The 1,000-nt window shown below is 30.6% G+C and carries 1 protein-coding gene and 1 pseudogene; both read left to right on the forward strand.

Annotated elements, in window-relative coordinates; genetic code table 11:
• Positions 1-920 (forward strand): annotated as a pseudogene (locus FTV34_RS17770) (hypothetical protein); the annotation flags it as partial.
• An 8-nt stretch (positions 921-928) separates the two neighbouring features.
• On the forward strand, positions 929-1,000 hold a 72-nt coding region (locus tag FTV34_RS18180), incomplete at its 3' end, for a hypothetical protein (RefSeq protein ID WP_368856429.1).

Below are 1,000 nucleotides of genomic sequence, written 5' to 3' on the forward strand. Positions count from 1 at the left end.
GAAGCATTATTCAACAAGATGAGTGTTTGGTTCAAAAAGATGAAAAAATTAATGCTGAAAAAGTAATCGTGTTATCGAGAGCTGGTTTAAGAGAAATTGAGGTATATAAAAAACCTAAAATCATTATAGTTAGTATGTATAACTATGATAATGAAGAAAAAATTAGTGAAGAATGTATTTATGTTCAAAATATTTTGCAGCAATGGGGTTACGATGATGTTGGAGTCAAAATCTTAAAACCAATTAGATTAGAGCATGCTTTTAAAAGTGAAATTGAACAAAAAAATCCTATTATTAATCCCGCTTTAACATCTTCACAAGAGCAGTTTACTGATGAATTTCGAGTATTGGCAGCAGAGTACGATTTAATTTTAGTTTGCAGCGCTAGTTCTTCAAGTGGTGGTATTTTAACTTTACCTAAACTTGCTACTTTTGATCAATCGTCAACTAATAGTCCAATCAACATGCTCACGTTAAATGAGGAAAAATTTAAAGTTTTTAGAAGTGATCATCGTTCACATCCAATCAATAAAATGGAAAAAATATTAGATACCCAAGGTCATTATAGAGGTTTAAAAACTCACACTATTGAAGACAAAGCAACTATCGTGAACCTCCTAGGAGATGTTGATGATATTGCGATGACGATGAATGTCGGAGTGAGATATATTTTAAATAGAACTGACCCTAATTTTATAAAAAATAATTTTCACAGAGGATTCATTAAAAATTATGAAACTACCGATAAAATGCAATTATTATTTGGAAATTATACACAGGATGACTCTGGAAAATTCTTGATTGATATTGCTGAAGACACGGGAAATCATAAGTTAAATAAATTCACGTACTCTAATTGTATTGTAGTCATTCCAAGCCAAGCTGATGTTTCAGAAGTCTTCTTTATAAAACTTTATTAAGAATAAAGATGAAACTAAAAGGACTAAGCCCTGTAGCATACAGAACTCAGTCCTTTCGTATAATCGCCATTATGTTAAAT

It is taken from the genome of Acinetobacter sp. YH16038, from assembly GCF_013417275.1.
Lineage (GTDB): Bacteria > Pseudomonadota > Gammaproteobacteria > Pseudomonadales > Moraxellaceae > Acinetobacter.